Source organism: Ruegeria sp. G2 (genome assembly GCF_056533505.1).
The window spans coordinates 176,172-195,686 of sequence record NZ_JBQFON010000010.1; the positions used below are offsets into that span (position 1 = coordinate 176,172).

20 protein-coding genes and 1 tRNA gene are annotated in these 19,515 nt (G+C 56.4%); 9 read left to right on the forward strand and 12 right to left on the reverse strand.

The annotated features are described in order from the left end of the window. The first annotated feature begins 25 nt into the window (after positions 1-25). Genes ACR0DU_RS17820 through ACR0DU_RS17830 form a run of 3 tightly spaced genes read left to right on the forward strand, consistent with a single transcriptional unit; the run spans position 26 to position 3,255 of the window. Complete coding sequence (locus ACR0DU_RS17820) at positions 26-790, forward strand: DUF3299 domain-containing protein (protein ID WP_480456260.1); 765 nt, start codon at positions 26-28, stop codon at positions 788-790. Further along, a complete protein-coding gene (locus ACR0DU_RS17825) occupies positions 787-1,965 on the forward strand; it encodes a carbohydrate porin (protein WP_480876305.1) in 1,179 nt (392 codons plus the stop codon). The genes ACR0DU_RS17820 and ACR0DU_RS17825 overlap by 4 nt, the downstream gene beginning before the upstream one ends. A gap of 48 nt (positions 1,966-2,013) precedes the next feature. Beyond that, the gene (locus ACR0DU_RS17830) at positions 2,014-3,255 is read left to right on the forward strand and encodes a membrane dipeptidase (RefSeq protein ID WP_480876307.1); all 1,242 of its coding nucleotides are present in this window, start codon (positions 2,014-2,016) and stop codon (positions 3,253-3,255) included. Between the two features lie 152 nt (positions 3,256-3,407). Here ACR0DU_RS17830 and ACR0DU_RS17835 read toward each other — a convergent pair. Together ACR0DU_RS17835 and ACR0DU_RS17840 are read right to left on the reverse strand one after the other, a co-directional pair. Next, a tRNA-Val gene (locus tag ACR0DU_RS17835) sits at positions 3,408-3,483 on the reverse strand. Positions 3,484-3,567: 84 nt separating this feature from the next. Next, the gene (locus tag ACR0DU_RS17840; RefSeq protein ID WP_480876309.1) at positions 3,568-4,821 is read right to left on the reverse strand and encodes an aminotransferase class V-fold PLP-dependent enzyme; all 1,254 of its coding nucleotides are present in this window, start codon (positions 4,819-4,821) and stop codon (positions 3,568-3,570) included. A gap of 189 nt (positions 4,822-5,010) precedes the next feature. Here ACR0DU_RS17840 and modA point away from each other — a divergent pair, with 189 nt between their 5' ends. Genes modA through modC form a run of 3 tightly spaced genes read left to right on the forward strand, consistent with a single transcriptional unit; the run spans position 5,011 to position 7,548 of the window. Beyond that, a complete protein-coding gene (gene modA, locus ACR0DU_RS17845) occupies positions 5,011-5,763 on the forward strand; it encodes a molybdate ABC transporter substrate-binding protein (RefSeq protein WP_319546229.1) in 753 nt (250 codons plus the stop codon). 4 nt (positions 5,764-5,767) lie between these two features. After that, positions 5,768-6,460: a molybdate ABC transporter permease subunit gene (modB, locus tag ACR0DU_RS17850; RefSeq protein ID WP_170544370.1), complete on the forward strand. Its 693-nt coding sequence runs from the start codon at positions 5,768-5,770 to the stop codon at positions 6,458-6,460. Next, positions 6,457-7,548: a molybdenum ABC transporter ATP-binding protein gene (gene modC, locus ACR0DU_RS17855; protein ID WP_170781143.1), complete on the forward strand. Its 1,092-nt coding sequence runs from the start codon at positions 6,457-6,459 to the stop codon at positions 7,546-7,548. The genes modB and modC overlap by 4 nt, the downstream gene beginning before the upstream one ends. Positions 7,549-7,551: 3 nt before the next feature. Here the strand turns inward: modC and ACR0DU_RS17860 are convergent, their stop codons facing one another. Further along, a complete protein-coding gene (locus ACR0DU_RS17860) occupies positions 7,552-8,463 on the reverse strand; it encodes a Hint domain-containing protein (RefSeq protein ID WP_480876311.1) in 912 nt (303 codons plus the stop codon). 1 nt (position 8,464) lies between these two features. Then, positions 8,465-8,977: a toxin-activating lysine-acyltransferase gene (locus ACR0DU_RS17865; protein ID WP_480456266.1), complete on the reverse strand. Its 513-nt coding sequence runs from the start codon at positions 8,975-8,977 to the stop codon at positions 8,465-8,467. A gap of 191 nt (positions 8,978-9,168) precedes the next feature. Between ACR0DU_RS17865 and ACR0DU_RS17870 the strand changes: the two genes are divergently transcribed. Beyond that, positions 9,169-9,576 (forward strand): hypothetical protein, encoded by a 408-nt coding sequence (locus ACR0DU_RS17870; RefSeq protein WP_010442438.1) that lies wholly within the window; start codon positions 9,169-9,171, stop codon positions 9,574-9,576. A 3-nt stretch (positions 9,577-9,579) separates the two neighbouring features. Here the strand turns inward: ACR0DU_RS17870 and hemF are convergent, their stop codons facing one another. The 4 genes from hemF to clpS are packed head-to-tail and all read right to left on the reverse strand — an operon-like array spanning position 9,580 to position 12,621. After that, entirely contained in the window at positions 9,580-10,464 is an 885-nt protein-coding gene (gene hemF / locus ACR0DU_RS17875) for an oxygen-dependent coproporphyrinogen oxidase (RefSeq protein WP_480876313.1), read from the reverse strand. Positions 10,465-10,469: 5 nt separating this feature from the next. After that, positions 10,470-11,270, reverse strand: coding sequence for an SDR family oxidoreductase (locus ACR0DU_RS17880; protein ID WP_170544359.1), 801 nt, complete (start codon positions 11,268-11,270; stop codon positions 10,470-10,472). Positions 11,271-11,307: 37 nt separating this feature from the next. Further along, on the reverse strand, positions 11,308-12,270 hold the full coding sequence (locus ACR0DU_RS17885) for a class I SAM-dependent methyltransferase (RefSeq protein WP_480876315.1): 963 nt from the start codon (positions 12,268-12,270) through the stop codon (positions 11,308-11,310). Positions 12,271-12,279: 9 nt separating this feature from the next. Further along, a complete protein-coding gene (gene clpS / locus ACR0DU_RS17890; protein WP_010442434.1) occupies positions 12,280-12,621 on the reverse strand; it encodes an ATP-dependent Clp protease adapter ClpS in 342 nt (113 codons plus the stop codon). A gap of 94 nt (positions 12,622-12,715) precedes the next feature. Here clpS and ACR0DU_RS17895 point away from each other — a divergent pair, with 94 nt between their 5' ends. Both ACR0DU_RS17895 and ACR0DU_RS17900 read left to right on the forward strand, forming a co-directional pair. Next, the gene (locus ACR0DU_RS17895; RefSeq protein WP_480876317.1) at positions 12,716-13,417 is read left to right on the forward strand and encodes an HAD family hydrolase; all 702 of its coding nucleotides are present in this window, start codon (positions 12,716-12,718) and stop codon (positions 13,415-13,417) included. Between the two features lie 280 nt (positions 13,418-13,697). Beyond that, positions 13,698-15,077: a D-alanyl-D-alanine carboxypeptidase family protein gene (locus tag ACR0DU_RS17900; protein WP_480876318.1), complete on the forward strand. Its 1,380-nt coding sequence runs from the start codon at positions 13,698-13,700 to the stop codon at positions 15,075-15,077. A 64-nt stretch (positions 15,078-15,141) separates the two neighbouring features. On the opposite strand, the gene ACR0DU_RS17905 is transcribed toward ACR0DU_RS17900, so the two are convergent. The 4 genes from ACR0DU_RS17905 to ACR0DU_RS17920 form a co-directional block, all read right to left on the reverse strand. Beyond that, complete coding sequence (locus ACR0DU_RS17905) at positions 15,142-16,389, reverse strand: hypothetical protein (protein ID WP_480876320.1); 1,248 nt, start codon at positions 16,387-16,389, stop codon at positions 15,142-15,144. 130 nt (positions 16,390-16,519) lie between these two features. Next, on the reverse strand, positions 16,520-17,281 hold the full coding sequence (locus tag ACR0DU_RS17910) for a LamB/YcsF family protein (RefSeq protein ID WP_480876322.1): 762 nt from the start codon (positions 17,279-17,281) through the stop codon (positions 16,520-16,522). A gap of 12 nt (positions 17,282-17,293) precedes the next feature. Beyond that, positions 17,294-18,289, reverse strand: a complete 996-nt coding sequence (locus ACR0DU_RS17915; protein ID WP_480876323.1) for a 5-oxoprolinase subunit C family protein — start codon at positions 18,287-18,289, stop codon at positions 17,294-17,296. Then, on the reverse strand, positions 18,286-19,035 hold the full coding sequence (locus ACR0DU_RS17920; protein ID WP_480876325.1) for a 5-oxoprolinase subunit B family protein: 750 nt from the start codon (positions 19,033-19,035) through the stop codon (positions 18,286-18,288). Before ACR0DU_RS17920 ends, ACR0DU_RS17915 begins: the two co-directional genes overlap by 4 nt. Between the last annotated feature and the right edge of the window lie 480 nt (positions 19,036-19,515).

Here is a 19,515-nt window from a genome sequence, read left to right on the forward strand (position 1 = left end):
CGAAAAATGTAGACAGAGTTTGCTCATGCCCCATTGGTCTCGTTTCGTCATTCTCGCAGGGTTGTTCTGGTGTGGTCATCCTGCCATGGCGGCGCCTGGAACCGTGTTGGATTGGTCTGACCTGCCTGATCCGTCTGTGCAAGTCTTTGAAGACCCCTATCGTGATCTGAGCGCAGAACAGTTCGACGATGTCCTTTACGTCGTTCGGCTGCGCGGCAGATTGCAGCGGGACGTTGGCAGCAATGAAGAAAGGCAGAAATGGCAAGAGCTTCTGACCGAGACTGAGGACGCCTTGGCGGCAAATGGTATTGATGTCGACTGGCTGCTCGATCAGCGAGAGGCTGTGAAGGAACGGCGAAGAAAAGCAGGAACAATCGGAAATCCGCAATTCGACGGTCAGATAGTTACATTGACGGGCTTTGCCATTCCTGCCTCGAATGATCCTGACGGTCGGCCTGTGGCGTATTTGGTGCCAGAACGTGGGATGTGTAGCCATATGCCTCCACCTCCGCCCAACCAAATGATCCGTGTACGGTTAAATGGGGACTGGACGCCCAGCTACTTCCACGAACCCGTTCGGCTGACTGGCACGCTGACTATCGATCCTTCTGTTCAGAATATGATGGTTGTGGACGGCCTCATGCCAATGAATGCGACATTCCAGTTGGAGACGGAGAGGGTCGAGACTCTGGAAACGGAGGCAGACAGGCTGGAATGGAAACAGCGCGCCGCTGATCGTATCCGAGCGGCGGGCAATCGCAAGACTGGCGGGGCAAAGGTGTCCGAATGATAAGATTTCTGGTTGCCGCATTGAGTATTGCCTTTGCTGGCGCAGCGTCGGCTCAGGGACTGTCCGGACCATCTTCGGTCGAAGCTGATCTAGATCCCGGAGATGGGCTAACCGATCCGCAATACCGTTTCGATTTTCCGCGCAATATCGCTCCGGGTTGGTTTCAGTGGAAAGACCGACTGGCCGAGGAAGGATTCCGCTTCAACATTGATTACTTGGCATTGGGCCAATCCACAAATGCTGATCTGGGAACCGGCGAAGCGGCCAGTGGGATTGCGCGTTTCTACGGTAGTTGGCAGGCAACTGAACGCGGCTCTCTGACATTCAAGATCGAAGATCGGCACAGCTACACCGATGTCGCCCCACAGTTTTTGGGGCTGGATGGCGGAGCCCTTTCAATCACGGGAACAGCCTTCAACGATAATGGTCTGCTGCTAACCAACCTTTTCTGGACCCAAAGGGCCGAGAACGGTTCGTGGACGCTGCAAGTTGGCCAGATTGATGTAACGGACTTTGTGGATATCTATGGGTTGGTAAGCCCCTACAGTGGTTTCCAGAACCTGTCTTTTAACACCAATCCGACTTTGAACACACCCAATCAAGGCCTTGGCATCGCCGGTGGGGTAAAGCTGAGCGAAAACTTCTACGCTGTTGCGAGCGTCTCAGACGCAAACGCCGACCCGTCTGATCCAAACTTTGATGTGTTTAGCGATGGCAATCTCTTCAAGTCACTCGAACTTGGTTACACCTCTGGCTTTGATCGCATTTACTTCGACAATATCCACCTGACCCTTTGGCATGCGGATGCAGCCGACGATGGCAGCCGCCCTGAAGATTATGGGGCCGCGTTCTCAGCGGCTTGGTTTGTTGGCAATACATGGATGCCATTCTTTCGGGCAGGGGCCTCAAAAGGGACAGCGGCGCTTTACGATCGGTCGGTTTCTGCGGGTCTGGGATATTACGGTCGCAATACCGATCTGGCCGGGCTGGGCCTGAACTGGGCCGAGGCAAGAGGCATAGACGGTGATCAATTCACTCTGGAAGCATTCTACCGGTTTTCAATCTCGCCCGGACTGCAGATCACGCCATCACTGCAGTTCATTTCTGACCCGCTGCTGAACCCCACCCAGGATAGCATTACGCTGTTCGGTCTAAGAACCCGGATCGTTTTCTGACGGGTTCGAAAGTGACGCTAATAACAAAGCAGTTAGGGAGGTTCTGTCATGAAGACCCTGTTGGCCGTAAGCGCTATCGCGATCACTTTTAGTGGCGCACTACACGCGAGCGAAGAAAGCAAGACATGGGATGCGTCAGAAGAGGCGAAGCAATTCGTGCAAGACACAATCGTCCTCGGCATGTTGGCCAGCCCCTACGGCACTGGTTGGACCGACTACGACCAGCTTCATACTTACTTCGCGCGTGCTCGGGACAACGGCATTACGGGGCACGAAATGACGCTCGCGGCAGCAGATATGACTTTTGAAACCCTGCTTGAACAGCATTATCACTTTCGCTCGGCAATGGCGCAGCAACCGGAAAACTACCTGATTGTCAATGAAACCCGAGATATCGAAGCCGCCCATTTACAAGGCAAGACGGCCGTCATCTGGAACAGCCAAACCGCCACAATCCTGAACGGTGATCTTAAGAAAATGGCATTGCTAAAGGATATGGGGGTCAAAAGTATGATCCTGGCTTACAATGACATTTTCCGAACCGGATCGGGGCAGTTGGCGGCCTATAACGGGCGCGACATTGGTCTGACGCCTTGGGGGAAGTCGGTCATCGATGAAATGGTACGGTTCGGTATCCTGCTCGACCTAAGCCACACGGGTTCAAAAACGGCCAACGACGCCATGAACTATATGGATGAGACCTATCCTGGCGTGCCTTATGTCTATACGCACTCTGTCCCAGCTGGGCTTTATGCGAACGAACCTAACGCCACGCCACGTGGATGCTATCGAGCCATTCCGGACGACGAAGCGCTACGCGCGGCCCAATCAGGTGGTTATATTTCTCCGACCTTCACAGAATGGATGATGGACGGTGTTTGGCCCGAGGATATCTCGCCCAAGCAGGCTGCTGATATGATCGACTACTATGTCCAACTTGTCGGGATCGACCATGTCGGGATCGCAACGGACGACATGTTTTCGACCGAGCTTGTTGTACAATTCGCAACTGCAAACGCGAGCATGTACGATGATGGCGGCTACATGATCGACGCGTTCAACAAAGGAGCCACCGGTAACGGAGAACTTGCCAAAATCCTTGCAGCGATTACCGATGACCTTTGGGCGCGAGGGTACTCAAACGAGGACCTTGCAAAGATTTATGGTGGCAACAAGATGCGAGTTTATGCGCAAGTTTGGGAAGGCAAACCGCCTGAGCAATTCCTGCAAGAATACCCCGAGCGTCTGCGCTTGAGGCAAGAACTTCGTGATGGGTTCTATTCGCGTTGATCCGCCCGTGTATTTTTCCAGGGCCCAAATCAGCTCTCTTGGAGAATTCTTTTCCCATCAAAGGTGGTAAAGGCGCAGAGAAGACAGCTTCACGCGCAGGACAGCAAGCCGGAGCGAGCCAACAAAATTCTTGGTACATTGTGGGGAAAGGATGGTGGGTGATGAGAGACTCGAACTCCCGACATCTTCGGTGTAAACGAAGCGCTCTACCAACTGAGCTAATCACCCGTGAGGGCTCATGTAACTAAGCCCGTGCGCGGGCGCAAGAGGGTAGGGCACAATTTCTTCTGCAAATTTGTATCGCGCTGCAGATCAGGGTTTCATGTCCTTGAGAGCGGCCAAGAGCTGCGCGACCTCATGTTCGGTGTTGTAGTGGCACAGCGAGATGCGGATACAGTCGTTCAGGCCTAAAGGTGTCAGCACATTGCCGCTGTAGTGGTCCGCTTTTCGGGTATGGGTACGGATGCCTTGTTGGTTCAGCCGGGTCACCACATCCGCCGACGGAAAACCCTCGACAGTGATCGAGACCAGACCTTCGCGCGCGGGATTATCGGCACCAGCCAGGATCGTGATGTGGTCCATATCGCTCAGACCGGGCAGGTTGCCTGTACCGTTGATCATAGCATTGGTCAGGTGTGTTTCGTAGGCGTGTATCGCATGGCCGGCGGCCCGGATGCGGTCCCTGCGATCAGTTTCCTCTGAGACCTGTTCGCCGAGCCAGTCGAAATAGCCGACCACGTCGGATATCGCGGCGTATGAGCCGGTGTCTCTAGTGCCAAATTCCCATCCGTTTGCAGGGGCGTCGATCAGCTGGTCGTGCGGCAGGGCAGTTAAGCGGTTCGAGATCCACGCGATGCCATAACCATGGCGTGAGAACACTTTGTAGGGCGAGATCGCATAGCCATCGACGTCGTAGCTATCGATATCCATCTGGCCATGGGCTGCGTGCTGAATGCCGTCGACGATTATGAAGCAATCGGGTGCGACAGCGCGGATGACACGCGCTATGGCAGCCACATCCATCCCCATGCCCGTTACAGGCGAGGCGTGCAGGATCGTGGCGACGGCCACTTCCGGGGTCATAAGCGCAGCATAGTCTTCGGCGGTGACAAGGCCCGTTGCGTCGTCATGGGGCACATTGACATAGTCAAGGCTGGCGATTTCAGCCCATCTGCGTGCGGCGCTGCGACTTGCGGGGTGTTCGATGGAGCTGCCGATCACCTTACCCCCCTTCGGTGCATTCACGCAGGCTGTGCGGATCATGCGGAACAGCAGCTCTGTCCCGCTTTCGCCGACAAAGAACTGACCTTCCGAGGCGTTCATGAAGACAGATAAATCTGCCTTCGCGCGGTTGATGATATCGACCAGCGCATGACTGGCAACGTTGTCGCGCCCCTGATTATCCGGGATTGCAGCGAATTTGGCCGAGGTGTCGATCACCGTATTCAGGGTCAGTGCACCGCCTGCATTTTCAAAGAAAATGCGTGGCCCCTGAAACGGGCAGGCGTCGACATGGGCAAAGCGTAAGCGGATTTCTTCAATCAGTCCGGGGGTCTGGTGCAGCATGTTCAACGGTTCCTGTCTTGGTTTGGCTCACATCAGCCTGAATGCCTGCCGGGTTCAATCCCAATTGCGACAGAAACGCGTGTCGTAGTCGAACCAGATGTCTTCTTGCGCCGGGAAAGGGCCTTGCCTGCCCCGTGTCGCCTCCGATATGCCCAGAGAGACTGCAACCCTTTGAACCGGAGGCACAAGATGCGCTGTCTGATTGCGGCTCTGGCGTTATGCACGCTGATCGCAGCTCCGGTTCGGGCCGAGGGGGTGCTGGTCTTTGCTGCGGCCAGCCTCAAGACCGCGCTGGATGCCATCGCACCCGGGTTCGAGGAAGAATCCGGGCACAGTGTCACGGTGTCTTACGCCGCTTCATCGGTATTGGCGCGGCAGATTCAGGTTGGGGCCCCTGCAGATCTGTTCATCTCGGCCAATGAAGAGTGGATGGATGTGCTGCAAAGCGAAGATTTGATCGATACTGTTTCACGGGTGGACTTGCTAAGCAACGGGTTGGTGCTGATTGGCGCGCCGAGTTCGGAAGCCGCCGAAATTGGAGCTGGGTTTGATCTGCTCTCCCAGTTGGATGGGGGTTATCTGGCGTTGGCATTGGTCGATGCCGTTCCTGCAGGTATCTATGGCAAGGCTGCCTTGCAGGGTTTGGGCATGTGGAACGAAGTACAGGACCAGATCGCACAGACAGATAATGTTCGCGCAGCACTGGCGCTGGTGGCGACGGGTGCTGCACCGCTGGGAATTGTGTATCGTTCAGATGCAATTGCCGAGGATCGGGTGGGTGTGATCGGAACAATCCCACCTGAGCATTATCCGACAATTGTCTACCCTGCAGCCCTGACCCGCACCGCAAATCCAGATGCGCAGGCATTTCTGACCTATCTGCAAGGAGAAACCGCGCAGGCAGAGTTTCTGAGGCAGGGTTTCACCCTGCCGGACGGGTGACGAGATGGGGTGGTTGGGACCAGCAGAGATCGAGGCGTTGCACCTGTCGTTGCGCGTGTCGCTCTGGGCGACGCTAATAACGCTGCCATTCGGAATCTTCGTGGCCTACGCCTTGGCGCGTTGGCGCTTTCCGGGGCGGCAAGTGTTGAATGGTCTGGTGCATTTGCCGCTGATCCTACCTCCGGTCGTAACCGGCTATCTGTTGCTGCTGACATTCGGCATTCAGGGGCCGCTGGGTGGGCCGTTGGCCGAGCTTGGTATCGTTTTCGCATTCCGCTGGACCGGTGCGGCGCTTGCAGCTGGGATCATGGCCTTTCCACTGATGGTGCGCGCGATCCGTTTGTCGATTGAGGCGGTGGATCCCAAACTGGAGCAGGCCGGGGCTACGTTGGGTGCGTCGCGTCTGATGGTCTTTGGAACGGTGACGCTGCCGATGATCCTGCCTGGGGTTATCGCAGGCGCAATACTGGCCTTTGCCAAAGCGATGGGAGAGTTCGGGGCCACGATCACTTTTGTTTCAAATATACCGGGCCAGACCCAGACTCTGCCTTCCGCCGTCTATGCGTTTTTGCAGGTGCCCGGGGGTGAGGCGGCGGCGACGCGATTGGTGATCATCTCGATCATAATCGCCATGGGGGCGCTGCTCTTGTCAGAATATGTGGGCCGCCGTGTGGCCAAACGGGTGGCAGGGTCATGAGTCTGTCTGTTCGCATGCAACATAATCTGCCGGCTATAGCGCTCGATTTGGATTTTGAAGCGCCTCCGGGTGTCACAGTCCTTTTTGGGCGCTCGGGTTCCGGGAAGACCACGGTGGTCAATGCCGTTGCCGGGTTGCTGCGCCCCCAAGCGGGACGTGTTGCAGTGGGTGATTGGGTTTTGTTCGACACGGATTGCGGGGTTTGGCTGCCGCCACATCGGCGGCGATTGGGATACATCTTTCAGGAAGGCCGATTGTTCCCGCATCTGACTGTGCGTCAGAATCTGAACTATGGTCGTTGGTTTGCCCCGCGCGGAGTACAGCGCGAAAACCCGGATCGCGTGATCGAGATGTTGGGCATCGGCCACCTGCTGGATCGGCGCCCGGCTATGCTATCGGGCGGTGAGAAACAGCGCGTCGCCATTGGCCGCGCTTTGTTGGCCAGCCCGCGCCTGATTCTTGCAGACGAGCCCTTGGCGGCACTTGACGATGCGAGGAAGGCGGAAATCCTGCCCTATTTTGAACGGTTAAGGGATGAGGTCTCGGTTCCAATCCTTTATGTAACACATTCGGCGGCCGAGGTTGCGCGGTTGGCGACATCGGTCGTGGCGCTTCAGGATGGGCAGGTGGTACGCTTTGGCCCTGCATCCGAAGTGCTGGCCGACCCGTCAGTTGCCCCCGCCGGTGTGCGCGCCGTGGGTGCGGTGCTAAGCGTTCGCGTGGCGGCTCATCACGATGATGGTTTATCTGAATTGGACGCAGGCGGGGCGCGGTTGTTCCTGCCGCGCATTGCGCACCGGATCGGCGAAGACCTGCGTATCCGTATCCCGGCGCAAGAGGTGATCTTGTCGAACATACCACCAGAAGGGCTGTCAGCCCTGAACGTGCTTTCCGGGCAGGTCGAAACGATCCGATCAGGCGAAGGGCCGGGTGCCATTGTGTCGGTCAACACACCTGCTGGGATTGTTTTGGCCCGCGTGACCCGACGCTCGGTCGCGGCCTTGGGGTTGCAGCAGGGCAGTAGTTGCTATGCGGTGATCAAGACTGTCGCGCTGGCCCCGCAGGATGTTGGTGGGCGGGTCGTCTAAGGATTAGGCAAGTGCGCGCGCCTCATGCTCGCGCAGGATAAGGCGCGCGGCATTTCCGAATCCGTTGTGTTCGTCTGTCGCGCGGTCGGGGAAAATCTCGACGAGTTCTTGCAATGCGTCAGCCGAAAGCGTGTAAAGAGTTTCTTCACCCAGAAATAGGCTTTCAGCTGGCGTCCCTTCGGCGGTTAGAATCTCGTGCCTGTCCAGAAGGATATGCAAATACTCGACAGGCTGGTCGCTTGTTTCGATATCGATGCCCGGCCAGGAGCAAAGGTGTTTTGCGGCGACCAATACTTCGGGCGCACCAAATAGCATCTGGACCTTGGGACCACTTATCAGAATTCGATGCTGTTGAGAGACCAGAAGATCACGGGATGGAATATCTGGCCCAAGACTGCCTGCAGTAAGCCGCACCGGTCGCATTGAAGGGTTCGCACGTAATCGCCCACCGTCCAATCGGCTGCTTTCGATCCAGCGGATGGGCTGCAAGCCGTGATCGGCGGTCAACACTTTGTCATTCACCTGAAGGGTTTCGACCGGTTGCGAACCGACTTCGGTCTCGATCAACGTGCCTGCAGTAAAACACACACCTTCAATTGTGATGGTGATATCGGTTGTTTCCGGAGCTGCATTAAAATTAAAGCCGAAGACGCTGACGACGGCGTTGACTTCAACCGTGAACGTATCGGTGACGATTTCGCCATTATCCAAACTGTCGAAAAAGGTAGGGTCGACCGTATAGGTCCATTCGCCTGTAGCTGGATCTATGCTGGCTGTCCCGTGATCGGGCGGCGTCTGGATTGACCAGTCCTGCGAGACGATGGTGGCACCGCTGGTAATATCAAGATCACCGGTTGCCACATTCGGTGGATCATCTGTCACCGAACCTGTTGTATCGCCGACTATCGAGACCATGTTATGATCCCTCCTGCTCTAGCACTCGCGCGAATTCATTTTTTCTGTAAAGGCGCATGTGCACCTCAGCGTTCTGGTCACGGGTCCATTCGACGATTCGGTTTCGGGTCAGGTCGCTGTCCATCCGGTTAGTGCGCACCCGGGGATGTGGGATCTCGCGTTTTAGCATCTCGACAATTTGGTTGGTCTGACCAAACGGAGCGACCATGTCGATGATCCAGAAAGACGTACCGCTGGTGAAATCGGTGTCATTCAACGGCTGTTCCTGTACCGCATAGCGATGTTCGGCTTCAGGGCTTAGACCGGCGAAAGTCACAAACCCGCGCGGAAATCCGTTTTGCCGAAAGATATGATACTGCCCCAGACGCAAGGGCGTTTCAAAGGCATAAAGCGCCTGACCTAAGTTGCGATCCCGATGTGTTTTGGTCAGTGCCGCGAGATAAAACACTGCACCGAAATCGGCGTATTTTTCAGGAGAAATATCGAACCAGTCTTTTGGAAATGACGTCTGCACGGGTCACTCTGGAAACTACGGTTCCCTAGATCATAGCGCGGATCATATTCAATGAAAGGATTTTCATGGTGGGTAACCAAGGGCGCACGAATTCGACATTGTACCAGAAGCAAGAATGCTGTCATGGTATGTTATTGATTGAATTCACGCTTTGATGGCGTCGATCGAAGTTATCGAATGAGGTATTGGATATGCGAATTCTGAAGCTTGCATGCCTGGTGGCTGCTTTGGTGTCCCCCACGCTTTCACAAGCTGTTGGCTTCGGTGTGGGTGTGCGGCCCGCATTTCGAACAACAGTCACGCCATTGAATGATGGCACCTACGAGGTGGCTGCGATCGGTACATCAGCGCCAGTGGCCTATTGGTGCGGGATCGGTGATTTTGCGATCCGGACGCTGCGGACATCGGCAACTCAACGCATCTATATATCGAAACCCTATGAGAGAGGTGCCCGTACGGTGCAGTTTTCTCTGTCACCGCCTGAAGGGGCTGAAGATGTCACAACATATTCCGTCACGGTCAAAACCGTAGGAGCAAATATGACGGCAGGGTCGGCTCAGGGATATTGCTATGACAATTTCATAGATTTTGGTTTCTGACCATCAGATCCATTTCGCCAGCGGCGGCAGGCTCATGAGAACGGCATCGGGATCATGCCCGGTTTCCAGACCAAACTTGGTGCCACGGTCGTAAACCAGATTGTATTCCGCATAGAGACCACGATGCACAAGCTGCTTAGTCTTGTCCGTGTGATTGAAACTCTGAATTCGACGCTTCTCGACCAGAGGTAAGAACGCTGGAAGGAATGCGCGGCCAATATCCTGGGTCAGGGAGAAATCTGCCTGCCAGTCGCCAGTACAATAGTCATCCATGAATATCCCACCAACACCTCGTGCGCGTTTGCGGTGGGGGATGTAGAAGTATTCATCGGCCCAATCTTTGAGGCGTGGATAATGCGCCGCACCATGCGGATCCAAATGAGCCTTTTGAGTGGCGTGGAAATGAGAGGTGTCCTCGTCATATTCGATGCAAGGGTTCAGGTCGGACCCGCCACCGAACCACCAGGCATGCGGTGTCCAAAACATTCGTGTGTTCATGTGAACCGCAGGCACATGCGGGTTCTGCATATGTGCCACCAGGCTGATGCCAGACGCCCAGAAACGCGGGTCATCTTTCATTCCGGGAATGCCCTTGCGCGCAGCCATCGCATTCTGCGCGCGTTCGCCTAGTGTGCCGTAAACGGTTGAAACATTAACGCCCACTTTTTCGAACACGCGACCGCCGCGGATAACGGACATCAAGCCGCCACCAGCGTCCGAGCCATCGTCGGATTGGCGGGTGGTTTCTTTCACTTCAAAACGGCCCGGTTGATTGTCTGAGAATGGGCCAGCGGCGTGGCTTTCCTCAAGCGCTTCGAACGCCATGATGATCTCATCGCGCAATTGGCGAAACCATGCGGAGGCGGTGTTTTTTTCTGTGTCAAACATCGATGTCAATGAGCTGGTGCCGCGACCGGGTCTAGCAGGGTGCGGCCGCCGTCAATGGTCAGGATTTGCCCTGTCATGAAACCCGCGGCATCCGATGCAAGGAACTGCGCTGTTTCGGCCAGTTCGTTAGGTGCTGCAATTCGCGCCAGGGGCGTGTGTTTTTCGATATCATCACGGAAGTCGCGATTTTCCTTCAATGTGGATTGCAACGAGGCGCTCATTACCGATCCCAGAGCAATCGAGTTCACGCGGATGCGGCTCGGCGCCAATGCTACAGCAAGCGAACGGGTCATCTGATCCAGCGCGGCTGTTGAGACCGAGTAGGCCATCAGGTCCGGGTGGGTTCGGCGCGCAGCAATCGAGGACAGGTTGATGATCGAACCTGCAGGGTTCTCGGTGTCACCATCAGCCTGTTTGATGAACCGCTTGGCGATCAGTTGGCTCAGTCTCAACGCAGGCATCAGGTTCTGGTTCAACAATGTACGGACCGAGTCATCATCCGCGTCGAGCGGGTCTGAAGGGATGACCTGCCGTGCGCCATTGATCAGGATATCCACTTGATCGAAAGCATCCAGCGTTGCCGAGAGTAGGTTGGCGATGGTTAGCTTTTCGCGCAGATCGCCCGCAAAATAACGGATATTGCTGTCATCCGCCTGTTCACCCAGCTCTTCAGACAGGCGTTTTTCATCCATGTCGGCAAACATGACATTGGCACCTGCATCCGCAAAATGCCGCCCGATGGCAAGCCCGATGCCGTTGGCACCGCCGGTGACGATTGCGGTCTTGCCCGCGATTGAAAAGGACATGCGAATCCTCCTGAGTTCTGGCGCAGGTTAGCGGGCCTCAGCCCCGAGGGCGAGAGGCATGAAATACCTTGAATCGGTTGTCTCCTGCGACTTCTTCAACGCGCGTGAAGAACTCGGCCAGGGTGGCTTCGTAGGGTAGGTGGCGATTGGCAACCATCCAGAGTTGCCCGTTGCGTGTTAGGTTTCGTGCAGCGTTTGCGATGAATCCCTGCCCAAGGGCCGGGTCAGCACTGCGCGAGGTGTGAAACGGCGGGTTCATGATCACCATGTCCAGTGGCTCGGGTGCCGTCCAATTGGTTGCGTCGGCCCAGTGGAACTGCGCACGAGGGTCGGTGACGTTGGAGCGGGCACAGGTGAGGGCGGTGTGATCCGCCTCAACCAAATGCAGGCTGTGTAAGGTGTCGTCGATCAGCCCGGCGGACAGAAAGCCCCAGCCTGCGCCCAGATCAGCGATGCGCGTACCGCGTTTGGTTGGCAGAGACCTCTGCAGCAGGGCTGAGGCAGGATCGATACCGTCAGCGGAAAACACACCGGGTGCGGTGTGGAATCCGTCGACCATTTGGTTTTCAGGCGCAGCCCAGTCGGCAAACGCGTCCGCATCAGACTGAAACCAGAAAATCTTGCCATGCGCTTTCGAAATCGGCCCGTTGATTGCGACCCGCTTGCGTATGTCTTTCAGTAAACTGTCGACGCCATCGGTTTTGGCCCCGTCCACCACAATGATCTCGCTGGCGCGGCTGCAAGCCTGATGAACCAACGCCCGGGCCAGCGCTTTGGCACGCGGCAGGAAGACGACAGCATCCTGGCTGGGCGCGTCACTGTTGGGCGTTGCCACAAAACCTTGCGCGGCAAAATGATCGTGAAAGGGTTTGAAGGGTTGTACCACCTGCGTCTCGTGCGGCAGGTCCGACAGATCGTGATTGGGGGTGGGGGCCAGCACGGTCAGAGGTCGTGATAGGCTGAGCCCGCTGCTTAGGGCAAGTTCAAGGCGAGGAGACATGGCCGCGCGTTATTCTTCGCGTTCCATGGTGCATTGCAGCGGGTGCTGATGCCTGCGCGCGAAATCCATCACTTGCCCGACCTTGGTTTCGGCAATCTCATGGCTGAACACGCCAACCACTGCGACGCCTTTCTTGTGCACGGTCAGCATGATTTCGAACGCCTGCGCATGGGTCATGCCGAAGAACCGTTCCAGCACATGCACCACAAACTCCATCGGCGTGTAATCGTCATTCAGCAGCAACACCTTATACAGTGGAGGCCGCTTGGTTTTGGGACGCGTTTGCACCATGACCGACGTGTCGTCGTCCTGGTCGTCCTTGTCCGACATGATCCACTGGTGTTCGCGCATTACTGTAAGAGAATCCCGATTCAAGCTTCGGTTTGTTTGAGGGCTTATATAACGTCACTGTGGTCAGAGAAAAGAGCTACGAGTCGGAATCGCAATGCAGGACAAATTGACCACAATCGGGTTCGATGCGGATGACACGCTGTGGCATAATGAGCGGTTTTTTCAACTGACGCAGACCTATTTTGCCGAATTGCTGGCCGATCACGCCGAGCGCGATCACCTGATGGAACGTCTTCTTGCCGCTGAAAAGCGGAACATTCGACACTATGGCTATGGCATCAAAGGTTTTACCCTATCGATGATTGAGACAGCGATTGAGGTGACGGAAGATCGCGTTCCGGCGCGCGTAATCCGCCAACTTGTTGAAGCGGGGCAGGAGATGCTGGCGCATCCCATCGAACTGCTCCCCCATGCGCGCGATGCTATCGTAGCGGTGGCCGAGACGCACAGGGTTTTGCTGATCACCAAGGGCGACCTGATCGATCAGGAGCGTAAGCTGGCGCAATCCGGATTGGGTGAGTTATTTGACGGGATCGAAATCGTGTCCGAGAAAACAGCGGCGACTTATTCGACGATTTTCGCGCAGCATGGGGATGGTCCCGAGGCCTCGATGATGATCGGAAACTCGATGCGGTCTGACGTGGTGGCGCCCATCGAAGCGGGGTGCTGGGGCGTGTATGTGCCCCACGGGCTGGTCTGGGAAATTGAGAAGGCTGAAACTCCGGCCGGCAATCCCAGATTTTGTGAGTTGCGCGATCTGGGCGATCTCTCGGCTCTGGTTGCCCGGATTTCCTGACCTGTTGCCGTTTCACATCAGTTGCGAAAAATTCGATGGATTGGCTTGCCTGATTTTTGGCGTAATCGCGGGTTTGGTGTCTGGGCGCGCAACTACTACCACATGTAGTGCAGTGATGGGTCGGAGTGGGTGTAACGACACGCAGCTTTCAGTTTCTTTAAGCCCGTCCCTGTGTTAGCCTGACCAATATCAAAACAAAAATTGCTGACCGGGAAAACCCGGCGGCGCGAGGCAGACAGAGGCAAAGATCGTGCAGATTCGGCGGACAGTTCCGGCCCGAATGGGCTTATTCCTTATAGCATTTCTGTGGCTGCTTTCTTTTGCGCCACTTCAGGGCATGGCTGCCCCCTACGCGGCGATGGTTATTGACGCGCGCACTGGGGAAGTGCTGCATTCCCGCAATGCCGACACGCGGCTCCATCCGGCATCGCTGACCAAGATGATGACGCTCTACATCGCGTTTGAGGCGGTGCGGAATGGTGAGATCACATTGGACACTCAGGTTAGGATCACCAAGAAGGCGGCGGCTGAACCGCCGTCCAAGCTGGGGTTGCGCACCGGCCAGCGAATCGCGTTTCGGTATCTGATCCGGGCAGCAGCAGTGAAATCGGCCAATGACGCAGCTACAGCAATTGGTATCGCGCTTAGCGGATCCGAGGCGGCCTTTGCCCGTCGCATGACCCGTACCGCCAAGGCGATGGGGATGAGCCGGACGACTTTTAAGAACGCTCATGGCCTGACCGAGTCGGGTCACTTGTCCACCGCGCGCGACATGACCACGCTGGGCCGTCATTTGCTGTATGATTATCCGCAGTATTACAACCTGTTCTCGCGCCAATCGACGCATGCCGGGATCAAGACCGTTCCGAACACCAACCGCCGGCTGCTGGCTGCCTATAAAGGTGCAGATGGGATCAAGACCGGCTATACTCGCGCGGCCGGATTTAACCTGGTTGCTTCGGCCAAGCGCAAGGATGAACGCATCATTGCCACGGTCTTCGGTGGCAAGTCCGGCGCATCGCGCAATGCGCGTGTAGCGGAGCTTCTGGATATGGGCTTCCGCCGCGCACCTTCGCGTGCTCCAATCCGCAAGCCAGCCCGCCCATCCTATGCAGGTAATGCGGGCTTGGGCGCTGTACAGGTCGCTCAGGTTGGTCCACCGAAGAAAAGCTTGCGCCCGGTACTGCGTCCTACGGAAGCCTCTGCTGTGCAAGTTGCAGGTGCAGTTGCCGAAACGGCCGAGAAAAATGGTTCCCGTATTCAAGACGGTATTGCTGCCGCCATCGCTGCAGCGGATATCGCACCTGCGGACAGCGCAACACGGCCAGTTTTGCGGCCTGAGGATGTGGTTCTGGCCTCGGTTGAACCGGCCAGACAGCCAGAGCCGGAACCCGAAGTGGTTACCCGCCTGTCCACATCCGGGGGTCACCTGTGGGGTGTCAATGTGGGCCGATACACCACGCGATACGAGGCTGAGAAAGTTTTGCTGAAAACCGCGCTGTCGGAAATGACTACTTTGGAAGGCACGTTGCGTAAGGTGAACCAGAGCGCGCGCGGGTTTGACGCGACCTTTCAGGGCATGACCCGCGAACAGGCCGATCTAGCTTGCCGCCGGTTGCAGGCGCGCAACGTCACATGTTTCATGATCGGGCCGTCATAAGACCCGACATACTCTCCTGGATGGGTCTGGGCTGCGATGATCTCGCAGCCCTTTTTTCATCCGATCAGTCGAAAACGTGACCATGCTGGTACTGTTCGTCCTGCCCGGCGGCAGCGGTCAGGGCAGCAACATTGTCTTTGGTAAAGAAGCCATCATAGTGATGGCAGCGCTCGATATACTCAGTGATCAGCAATGTATGTTCCGAGTGCTTCGAGAAGATCTGTTTAAGATTCGGATCGTCTTTGCACTCGCCCACCACATGGGCAAGAAATGGCACACCTTTGTCTTTGAGCGTATTCACTACGAAATCGACATTTTTCTCACCTGCGGCATGATCACCATCCTGAATCTCGACTGCCATGTGGTGCAGGCGGCGTCCAAAGTTGCGCACGAAATCCTCGGTCGGCATCGGCAGTTTGGCGAAGGAATTTACGAAGGATGGCGTGTTGTTGGCGGTGAAGACCTTGGCGGGGGATTTCTTGTCGTCATCCACATTGGCGTTACGGTTCACGTTGGTTGACGAGTTCATGTCAAAGATGTTGTACGCCCCCCAGAAATAATAGGGGACCATGGTCAGAAACTCAAGGATCGCGTCCTCGCGCTCTCCGGCGAGAACCCGCGTGGCGAGGTGATCGATCCCCAGCATCAGCGGAGAGATTTTGCTGTCGGCGCCGAAGGCTGCGGCCTGATCCAGCCGCGCTTGTTCCGCATCGCTCAGCATCACGCGATCGCCAAGCCCCAGACTGTCGGTGTCGTTGAAATCATGCGTTGAATAGCCGACGCGGTTGCACGTGAAATCCGACGGCGTCGTAAACCGGTATCCGTCCAACGTGTAAAATGGGTTCTCCGTATCCCCAGAATATTCGAACCGAATATTCTGATCCTCCAGCGTTCCCGTCAGGTTCTTCAAATCGGTAGCGCCGTAAATCTCACCCACATAACGCGTCTGGGGCGTGCCGCGCGCCAGCGGGTACATTCTGTTGATGCGGGGAATGAAATCTTCGAACGCCGAACTGAGCGGAGCCATCAGAATCAGCGCCGGGTAATCGGCATGTGAGTGCATGACCGCGAACTTATGCGTCTGGCCCAGATAGCTGGCAGTATGGCGATAGGGGGTCATTACATAAAGTTCGACCAACGTGTCGAACAGCGCATCGGTTTCAACCTGAATGACGATCGCGCGCATCGCGCCTACCTGATCCGCGATGCCCGAGCTGATGCGGCGCTCGTAAATCCTGGGCAGATATTCGGTGAAGAAGTCCGAGTTCTTCTTGTCGCCCCTTGGCTGGTAAGACATCAGATCGAAAGACATAGGCTCATCTCCTTGCGGCGCGTTGCTTGGATTTGTGGTAGTCAGATCATGCACTTGCCACGCATGCTAGGCGCTAAGGCCTGCATGGGCAACAGTTTGGAGATGGGGTTCGAATGTTACGTTGTTGTGACTAGCGGATGAACTTTGTGACCTCGACACCGCCTGCGATCAGGTTCTCGCGCACCGAGTGCGCGATCTGAACCGCCGTCGGGCCATCACCATGCAGGCATATCGTATCAATTGAAGTCTCTAGCCGCTTGCCGGATTCGGTGATGATCGCACCTTCTTTCACCATGTTCAGTATGCGCGGCCCTGCCATCGCGGGATCATGGATGACCGCCCCCGGCAAGGACCGGTCTACCAGCGTGCCGTCGTCGTTGTAGGCGCGATCCGCAAAGATCTCACCCACCCATTTGCAACCTAGCTCGCGCACAGCTGCTTCCTGCTTGGTCACCGCAAGCACCATTATGATGATGTCGGGGTCGACATCCAGCGCGCCCTGATAACAGGCGCGCGCCATGCCGATATCGGCCGAGCACATATTGGCCAGTGCGCCGTGCAATTTGAGGTGCCGGACTTTTGTACCTACGGCCTTGGCCATACCGATGGCCGATCCGAGTTGATAACGCACAAGATTGCGCAAACTGTCATGAGGCACTTTCATGTTTCGACGCCCGAACCCCTGTAGATCGGGAAAACCGGGATGCGCGCCAATACCAACACCGTTCTCGGCCGCCAGATTCATGGTCTTGGCCATCACATCCGGGTCACCGGCGTGAAAGCCACAGGCGATATTGGCCGAAGTGATGATCTTCAGCAGACTTTCATCATCCCCCATGTTCCAGGGGCCAAAGCTCTCGCCCATATCTGCATTCAGATCGACGCTCGGCATCGCGATAACTCCTTATTCGGTGGCAGAGATCATTCCGCTGATCAATTGGTAGGACAGAAGGTCCGGGATGTCATGTGGATCGCGGACCAAGGGTTCGACGCGCCCCGGTATGCGGGCCAGTTCGGCGTCAAAAGCGGCTTGTAGTGTCACAGCTTGTTCCATCGATACAAACTCGAACCGAACCTCGCCCCCCGCCGGGGTCTGTGCCGCGCGGGGCAGATCACAGGGTAGGACGGTTGCGATGCGCGGGTAGCCTCCGGTGGTCTGGCATTCGGGAAGTAAGATGAAGGGCGCACCGGTACCGGTCATCTGTATATCGCCGGGGGTTATAACTTCTGACAGGATGTCTAACTGGCCTTTGGCAGCGAAGCCGTCGCCTTCGCTATCTAGCTGCATGCCCATCCGGTTGGCCCGGGCGCCACGGTAGAAAGTCGTTCGTGTAAACCGCGCAAGTGTACCTTCATCGAACAGCGCAGTCTGAAAGCTGGCCACGACCCGCAGCGAGCCTCCCGAGAATCTATCGTCGGCACGCAACTTCAGGCCCGTCGTTCCTGCTCCAGGTGCGGGCAGTCGATCGCCGGCCCGAACAGCGCGCCCGATCCTGGCGGTCAGATGTGCCGCGCGAGAGCCCAGTGTCATTTCGGTCTCGACCCCGCCGCCCAAGTGTAGATACCCATAACTGCCCTGTTGAACCGACCCGATTACCAGTCGCTGTCCGACTTCCATCTGGTGCGAGGCGTTCCACAGAACCGGGCTGCCATCGATGCTGGCCTGCATAGGTGCGCCGGTTAGCGCGATGGCGGTTGGTACTGTCGCCTCGAACTCGCCCCCCATCCCCGCCATTTCCAGTGCTGCGCACTTTGGGGCGCTACCCAGTAAGGCGGCTCCTTCGTAAAGCGCCATTACATCTGCGGCACCCGAACGTGACAGGCCTTGATCCAGATACCCAGTACGCCCTTGATCCTGAACCGTGCAAGCTGGACCGATGCGATGGACGATCAGCGTCATGCCGTGATCTCCTTGCAACTTGCACCGCCAGAACCATCGGTGCAGGTTCTCTGGATATCCTCAAGTTCCTCGCGCGAGACAGAGATGAACTGCATCTCATCACCGGGGTTGAGGGCAAAGCTCTGCTCCATGTCCGGACGAAAGCAACGGAAAGCGGTTTGCCCTACGTGGCGCCATCCGGTTGGAGTTGGCCCTGAGAACAGAACAAATTGCGAAATTGCCAGAACCAACGCCCCCTCGGGCACCATTGGCGTCAGCTCTTTCAGGCGTGGAATGTTGAATTCAGGACCCAGTGGCCCGAGATAAGGTTGGCCCGGAGCGAACCCGATGGTTAGTACCCGCACGCGCGATTGGCTGAGACGATCGATGGCGTCTGCGGGTGACAATCCGGCTGCCAGCGCTGCGTCTTCTAGCTGTGGCGCAAGATTGGTACCGTAGACTGTCGGTACTTTCCAGAATCGTCGCCCCGCAGGCAAGGGTGCGGCGTACCAATCGCGACTGTCCAACATCGCGCGCAGCAACTCTTCGATGTCGTGATGCGACAGGCTTGAGGGATTGAACCGGATAAATGCAGATGCCAGCGAGGCCGACGTCTCAAGCACACCGTCGATCTGTTGTTCTTCGACCGCGCCGCGAAATGCCAGAGCGGCGCGGTTGGATGGCTCGGACATGGATTGCGCAAAGGTCACCAACAGACCGTCTAATCCAACGGTTCGTAGCAGGGGAAACTTAGTGTCAGTCGTCATATCACGGTCACAGGCGTATAGGTTGAACTTCTGAGAGACCTGAGCCTATCCATAGACAATGCGCAAGGCCTTGTAGGATCGTTGGGCAATGCGCTCGGCGGCGCCGATGCTGGATGCGATTCCGGGATTGGAAATGAATCGCTGCTTCCCATCGAGTCGGTCCAGTCTTGTGGAGGTGGCGTAGTGCACTCACTATATATAGGGTTTGAACCAACACGCACTGAAACCTGAGCGGTATGCCTGATAGGTTTGAAGGATGCTTTTAACAGTTTTCGGTGAGATTGATAGTTATTAAGTAATTGATATATTGATATAAAAATCGAAATTGAAGTTTTTTACGACTTTCTTGAATTTTCCACTTGCGCGTTGAATGTGTAAGGCATAGAACGCCCTTCACCGGCGCTGCTGAGGCGGTTGCTGGGACGCTGGGAACTGCGGAGACGGGCCGGAGAGACGGTTGAGACGCATCGGAGAGACGGT

Coding starts and splice junctions, on each gene's coding strand:
- ACR0DU_RS17820 (WP_480456260.1), top strand. CDS start 26: ATGCCCCATTGGTCTCGTTTCGTCATTCTCGCAGGGTTGTTCTGGTGT.
- ACR0DU_RS17825 (WP_480876305.1), top strand. CDS start 787: ATGATAAGATTTCTGGTTGCCGCATTGAGTATTGCCTTTGCTGGCGCA.
- ACR0DU_RS17830 (WP_480876307.1), top strand. CDS start 2,014: ATGAAGACCCTGTTGGCCGTAAGCGCTATCGCGATCACTTTTAGTGGC.
- ACR0DU_RS17840 (WP_480876309.1), bottom strand. CDS start 4,821: ATGCTGCACCAGACCCCCGGACTGATTGAAGAAATCCGCTTACGCTTT.
- modA (WP_319546229.1), top strand. CDS start 5,011: ATGCGCTGTCTGATTGCGGCTCTGGCGTTATGCACGCTGATCGCAGCT.
- modB (WP_170544370.1), top strand. CDS start 5,768: ATGGGGTGGTTGGGACCAGCAGAGATCGAGGCGTTGCACCTGTCGTTG.
- modC (WP_170781143.1), top strand. CDS start 6,457: ATGAGTCTGTCTGTTCGCATGCAACATAATCTGCCGGCTATAGCGCTC.
- ACR0DU_RS17860 (WP_480876311.1), bottom strand. CDS start 8,463: ATGGTCTCGATAGTCGGCGATACAACAGGTTCGGTGACAGATGATCCA.
- ACR0DU_RS17870 (WP_010442438.1), top strand. CDS start 9,169: ATGCGAATTCTGAAGCTTGCATGCCTGGTGGCTGCTTTGGTGTCCCCC.
- hemF (WP_480876313.1), bottom strand. CDS start 10,464: ATGTTTGACACAGAAAAAAACACCGCCTCCGCATGGTTTCGCCAATTG.
- ACR0DU_RS17880 (WP_170544359.1), bottom strand. CDS start 11,270: ATGTCCTTTTCAATCGCGGGCAAGACCGCAATCGTCACCGGCGGTGCC.
- ACR0DU_RS17885 (WP_480876315.1), bottom strand. CDS start 12,270: ATGTCTCCTCGCCTTGAACTTGCCCTAAGCAGCGGGCTCAGCCTATCA.
- clpS (WP_010442434.1), bottom strand. CDS start 12,621: ATGCGCGAACACCAGTGGATCATGTCGGACAAGGACGACCAGGACGAC.
- ACR0DU_RS17895 (WP_480876317.1), top strand. CDS start 12,716: ATGCAGGACAAATTGACCACAATCGGGTTCGATGCGGATGACACGCTG.
- ACR0DU_RS17900 (WP_480876318.1), top strand. CDS start 13,698: ATGGGCTTATTCCTTATAGCATTTCTGTGGCTGCTTTCTTTTGCGCCA.
- ACR0DU_RS17905 (WP_480876320.1), bottom strand. CDS start 16,389: ATGTCTTTCGATCTGATGTCTTACCAGCCAAGGGGCGACAAGAAGAAC.
- ACR0DU_RS17910 (WP_480876322.1), bottom strand. CDS start 17,281: ATGCCGAGCGTCGATCTGAATGCAGATATGGGCGAGAGCTTTGGCCCC.
- ACR0DU_RS17915 (WP_480876323.1), bottom strand. CDS start 18,289: ATGACGCTGATCGTCCATCGCATCGGTCCAGCTTGCACGGTTCAGGAT.
- ACR0DU_RS17920 (WP_480876325.1), bottom strand. CDS start 19,035: ATGACGACTGACACTAAGTTTCCCCTGCTACGAACCGTTGGATTAGAC.